Below are 4,965 nucleotides of genomic sequence, written 5' to 3' on the forward strand. Positions count from 1 at the left end.
CCCTCGCCGAAAACCCATTGCGGGAAATCCGTATCGCCGCCAGCGTCATCGAGCGCGCCGATGGCAAGATCGCCCTCGTGCGCAAGCGTGGTACTTCGGCCTTCATGCAGCCCGGCGGCAAGCTTGAACCCGGTGAAGCCGCCATCGATGCCGTTGTACGGGAGGTGAAGGAAGAGCTCGGCCTTCACCTCGAAGGTCCACTGGAACCGCTTGGCCGCTTTTCCGCCACCGCAGCCAACGAGCCCGGTAGTCAGGTTTTTGCAGACATATTCTGGTGCCGCTGCGATGAAGAGCCCGTCGTTCAAGCAGAGATCGAGGAACTGCGATGGATCGACCCTAATGCCCCGGGCGATCTCGTGCTCGCACCACTAACCCGCGATCACATTCTCCCGGCGCTTCTCCGTCGTCGGCAAGGCTAATCCATCGAACTGCCGCGCTTCCTCCACCAGCCAATCGCTGAAAAGCTGAGATTTTCGGTGCTGTCTGCTACGACGCAGAACAGCATAGCTTTGGCCGCTGCCGACGAACCCGTAGGGCGCGACCAGACGACCCGAGGCGAGATCGTCAGCGACCATGGGCCAAGGCGCGATACAAATGCCGAGCCCCGAAAGTGCAGCCTCGATCATGAAATAGAAGTGCTCGTACTCGACGCCCTCCTCGTCGGTCACCGGCATGTCGGCCTGGCTCCCCCAGACTTTCCAGGCATGCCGCCGGCTACGGGTGTGAAGCAGGGTGAACTTTTCGAGATTATTGCCGTGCCGAACCTGCAGCTTGGGCGAAATCACCGGGCCGATCCGTTCGGGAAAGAGTTCCGTGACTTCTGCGTCCATCGGCCAGGGCCCTGGCGCAGCGCGAATGGCGACATCAAAGGCGTCGCGCTGAAAATCAACCGGCTGGCTCGACGCCGATAGTCGCACTTCAATGTCAGGATGGGCGTCGCTGAAACGATAGAGCCTGGGGATCAGCCAGCGCATCGTAAAGGTGCCTGGGCAGGAAACATCGAGCGGCCCTTCAGCCGTATCGGCCACCGACCGAACCGCCAAATCCATCTGATCGAAAGCGATGCTCAGCCCGGAGAGCAGGGTTACGCCGGCTTCGGTGAGCTGCATCCTGTTCTTGGGCCCCGCAAATAACGCCACACCCAGCATGTCCTCCAGGTGCTGCACCTGCCGGCTGATAGCACTGTGGGTCACGTGTAGCTCCTCGGCGGCGAGCGTCATGCGGCCGTGCCGACCGGCCGCCTCGAAAGCCCTGAGCGCGTTGAGCGATGGAAGGCGCCGCATATTGTTCCTTTTTCGAACATTGAGTGTTCAGACTTATCGTTTTCCAACCGACAAAACCAATGCTTTTCTTCAGCTACATTGTGAAGAAAGGAAACAAGTTCATGACAGACCGCCACCAGGATGGCAGCGCCGGCGACGCCAATTACGGCATCATCGGCGCCAACTACCGACGCTATCGTCAGCCCGATCCGCATATCGCCAGTTTCATCGCAGGGGCCCTCGGCAACGCCAGAACCGTACTCAATGTTGGCGCTGGCGCCGGCTCCTATGAGCCGACGGATCGATCCGTCATCGCGGTCGAGCCATCGGAGTCGATGCGCGCCCAACGCCCCACGCATCTGAGCCAGGCAATAGACGCAACAGCCGAACGGCTTCCATTTGCGAACAAAGCCTTCGACGCCAGCATGGCAACATTCACCGTGCACCAATGGAAAGACCTCCAAGCCGGGCTTGCTGAAATGCGCCGCGTTACCAGCGGACCAGTTCTCGTGCTCACCTGCGATCCCACACAGCTCGACACGTTTTGGCTCAACGACTATGCCCCAGAGGCTATCACGGTCGAGGCCAGCCGCTATCCGTCCATGAGCGCAATCGCGGCAGGACTCGGCGGCTCGGTCGATATCCTGCCCGTACCCATACCGCTCGGTTGCACCGATGGTTTCAGCGAAGCCTATTATGGCCGACCGGAAAGCCTTCTCGATCCCGGCGCACGCCTTGCCAACTCGGCCTGGAGTTTTATCGATCCGGCAATAGGCGAGCGGTTCGCAGAAAATCTCTCGGACGATCTGCAATCCGGGCTCTGGGATCAAAGGCACGGTCATCTGCGGTCACAACCATTCTTCGAAGGTTCTCTTCGCCTGTTGGTGGGGCAGCCCTGATGGCGACCATGCGCCAGCTTTTGCGTGACCTGCCCGTTCTGCAAGGCAGACCACCTGCCTTTGATCTGGCAAGGGCCCCAGGCACCCCGTTCGCTCTCTTTACCGAGTGGCTCGACCTGGCCATTGGTGCCGGCCTAAGCGAACCGCACGCGATGACGCTTTCTACCGTTGATGAAAGCGGCGCACCGGACGCCCGGATCGTGATCCTCAAGGATGCAGATGAAACTGGCTTTTGCTTTGCCGGCAGTGGCACCAGCCGCAAGGGCCGGCAACTGGGCGCCATTCCGCACGCGGCCCTGACCTTTTATTGGCCGACGCAGGCCCGCCAGATTCGAGTCCGCGGACAGGTACATCCGGCGCCAAGACGGGCCGCCAAGGCCGACTTTCAAGCGCGCTCGCTTGGCGCACGAGCGCTGGCACTGTTGGGGCGACAAAGCCACCCCGTCAGGGAAGACGAAGATATCGGCGAGGCCGTGCAAAGCGCCGAGGCCGAAATCGGTCGATACCCGGCCAGGGTTCCGCCGCATTGGCAGCTCTACATCCTCACCCCCAACAGCGTGGAGTTCTTCCAGGCCAGCAGTGACCGGCAGCATCTGCGCTTGCACTACACGCGATCGACGACGACGTGGACCAGGTCCAGACTGTGGCCTTAGCCAATCATGCCTGGTTCAAGATACCGAGCCCAAGAGCAAAATCGTCGTGGACACGAGCCCCAAGGTCGCGGAGGACATCGGCCTTCGGGCCCACACCGATGCCGATGAAATCCAGAGAAAGCGCATTGGCTGTGTGATAGTCCCAAATACCGTCACCGATCGAAACGACACGCTGCGGGACAAAACCGTGTTTTTCGCACCCGCGGGTGATCGCCGCACTGACGATGTCTTCGCGTGTTCGAAACTCTGACGCGGTGACAAGAAGATCAGGATCGTAGTCGATGCCGAGAGCGGCAAGCTTTGCGAGAGCGCCGTGCCGCAAGCTTCCCGTGGCAAAAACCGGCAACCAGCCGGCCTGCGGAAGGCTCTCGACAAATGCTCCCGCACCAGCAATCTCGGCGATGGCGGCAAGGGACAGCTCGCGGTCAAAATCGTCGACGAACTGCGCCTCCAGCCTGGTGAAGTCCGCTGGTCCTGGTCTTACCGCCTTTGCCCATGCCTCCTCGAAAATGCCGGTGTCGGTATGATGGCGATAGCTGGACCAGTTGGTATCGAGCGCCGGAAACTCGAACCGCCGCATTCCGGCTTCGAAGGCTTTTTGGTGCACGGCAACACTGTCGGTAAGTGTGCCGTCAATATCGAAAACGACGATGGAATTGATGCTCGTCATGCAAATCTCGAAAGCTCTGATAAAAGAGGGGTAGCATGATCCCGAAATGGAGGCATGCCTCCTACGAACCGCCTTTGGTCGAATGCGTCAGGCCCTTTCCAGAGGTACGCGACCAATCCACGCCCGGAAAAGACACCATGTACCAGTCCGTCGCCACTGACCCAGCCGCCGGCAAGGCCGAACTCTATGGCGAACTCGCCTCGCAGCTGAAGGGGCTCCTGGCAGGCGAACGCAATGCCATAGCCAATGCGGCCAACTTCTCCGCCCTGCTGTTTGATCGCCTTCCCGATCTCAACTGGGCCGGCTTCTATTTCATGGACAGGATGACCGGCGGTCTTGTTGTTGGGCCGTTTCAGGGAAAGCCGGCCTGCGTGCGCATCGCGGTCGGCCGTGGCGTATGCGGCACGGCTGTCGCCGAGCGGCGCACCATGCTGGTGCCGGATGTCCATGCCTTTCCCGGGCACATCGCCTGCGATGCCGCCTCCCGCGCCGAAATCGTCGTGCCGCTTGTCCAGAACTCAGATGTGATCGGCGTCCTCGACCTCGACAGCCCCATGCTGGGGCGCTTCGACCGGGAAGACCAGACCGGTCTTGAACGCCTCGCAGCAATCCTGGTGGAGGGCAGCGATTTCTAGAACCGGCCAACCGGTCTACAGCAGCAGGAAGTCCTTTGGTTGCGGCGCTGGCGGCAGGTCGGTCTCCCCCAGCGAAGCACGCATGTTAAGTTCGATCGTCATCGCCAGAGCGACGATCGGCAGATCATTGGGCTCTTTTCCGAACGGATCCTCGAGCTCCTCGCCCAACGCGTCGAGGCCGAAAAAGGTGTAGGCGATCAGGCCGACCACAAAGGGCGTCCACCAACCCAGAACATCCGCATAGCCAAAAGGCAGAAGGACGCAGAAGAGGTAGGCGGTGCGATGCAGCAACAGCGTATAAGCAAAGGGCAGCGGGGTGTTTCTGATCCGCTCGCAACCGGCGAGGGCCGCCTCCATCTGGTCAATGGTCGTATCGAGGGTCTGAAAATCGATGTCGCTGAGCCCCTTCTCGACGCGCTGGCGCACAAGCTCCTCTGACACGAGCCGCAAGACGAGACTGGGGTGCCAATTGCCGCGCTCAATCCTTTGGGCATCATCAACCGAAAGAAACTGCCGGGCCGCCACATGGTCGCTGGTTCCACGCAAAAGCGGCACCAATGCATGAACAAATGCCATGATCAGGCGCAGCAGATATGGCCTTGAGTGTTCATCGCCAGAAAGCAGCAGCGTTTGGCGGGCGAAAGTTCGACACAGGTGGATGAGTTGCCCCCAGAGTTTTCGGGCCTCCCACCAGCGCTCGTAGCTGGCATTGTTTCTGAAGGCCAGAAAGATGGAAAGCGCGATGCCGATCAGGGTAAAGGGCGCCCCCTCGACCGTAGGCACCTGCTCGGGAAGCAGCCGGTGCGCCACAACGGCCAGAGCCGCAAAGCCTGCCATGGCGAGAAT

At 60.7% G+C, this 4,965-nt stretch carries 7 protein-coding genes; 4 read left to right on the plus strand and 3 right to left on the minus strand.

What is annotated here, in order from left to right; all coding sequences use genetic code 11:
* The first annotated feature begins 17 nt into the window (after positions 1-17).
* Positions 18-419 (plus strand): NUDIX domain-containing protein, encoded by a 402-nt coding sequence (locus J0I64_RS04790; RefSeq protein WP_291406477.1) that lies wholly within the window; start codon positions 18-20, stop codon positions 417-419.
* Here the strand turns inward: J0I64_RS04790 and J0I64_RS04795 are convergent.
* Positions 369-1,283, minus strand: coding sequence for a LysR substrate-binding domain-containing protein (locus J0I64_RS04795; RefSeq protein WP_291406471.1), 915 nt, complete (start codon positions 1,281-1,283; stop codon positions 369-371). The genes J0I64_RS04790 and J0I64_RS04795 overlap by 51 nt on opposite strands.
* A 101-nt stretch (positions 1,284-1,384) precedes the next feature.
* Here J0I64_RS04795 and J0I64_RS04800 point away from each other — a divergent pair, with 101 nt between their 5' ends.
* Positions 1,385-2,161, plus strand: coding sequence for a class I SAM-dependent methyltransferase (locus tag J0I64_RS04800; RefSeq protein ID WP_291406472.1), 777 nt, complete (start codon positions 1,385-1,387; stop codon positions 2,159-2,161).
* A complete protein-coding gene (locus tag J0I64_RS04805; RefSeq protein WP_291406473.1) occupies positions 2,161-2,814 on the plus strand; it encodes a pyridoxal 5'-phosphate synthase in 654 nt (217 codons plus the stop codon). The genes J0I64_RS04800 and J0I64_RS04805 overlap by 1 nt, the downstream gene beginning before the upstream one ends.
* 4 nt (positions 2,815-2,818) lie before the next feature.
* On the opposite strand, the gene J0I64_RS04810 is transcribed toward J0I64_RS04805, so the two are convergent.
* A complete protein-coding gene (locus J0I64_RS04810; protein WP_291406474.1) occupies positions 2,819-3,484 on the minus strand; it encodes an HAD family hydrolase in 666 nt (221 codons plus the stop codon).
* A 137-nt stretch (positions 3,485-3,621) separates the two neighbouring features.
* On the opposite strand from J0I64_RS04810, the gene J0I64_RS04815 reads away from it, so the two are divergent.
* A complete protein-coding gene (locus J0I64_RS04815; protein ID WP_291406475.1) occupies positions 3,622-4,119 on the plus strand; it encodes a GAF domain-containing protein in 498 nt (165 codons plus the stop codon).
* Between the two features lie 15 nt (positions 4,120-4,134).
* On the opposite strand, the gene J0I64_RS04820 is transcribed toward J0I64_RS04815, so the two are convergent.
* A partial coding sequence (locus J0I64_RS04820; protein ID WP_291406476.1) for a bestrophin family protein occupies positions 4,135-4,965 on the minus strand: 831 nt, incomplete at its 5' end.

The sequence above is a fragment of the Devosia sp. genome (genome assembly GCF_017307565.1).
GTDB lineage: Bacteria > Pseudomonadota > Alphaproteobacteria > Rhizobiales > Devosiaceae > Devosia.

Bases quoted from the DNA above. Each gene is read 5' to 3' on its own strand.
- J0I64_RS04795 (WP_291406471.1), bottom strand. From the start codon at position 1,283: ATGCGGCGCCTTCCATCGCTCAACGCGCTCAGGGCTTTCGAGGCGGCC.
- J0I64_RS04800 (WP_291406472.1), top strand. From the start codon at position 1,385: ATGACAGACCGCCACCAGGATGGCAGCGCCGGCGACGCCAATTACGGC.
- J0I64_RS04805 (WP_291406473.1), top strand. From the start codon at position 2,161: ATGGCGACCATGCGCCAGCTTTTGCGTGACCTGCCCGTTCTGCAAGGC.
- J0I64_RS04810 (WP_291406474.1), bottom strand. From the start codon at position 3,484: ATGACGAGCATCAATTCCATCGTCGTTTTCGATATTGACGGCACACTT.
- J0I64_RS04815 (WP_291406475.1), top strand. From the start codon at position 3,622: ATGTACCAGTCCGTCGCCACTGACCCAGCCGCCGGCAAGGCCGAACTC.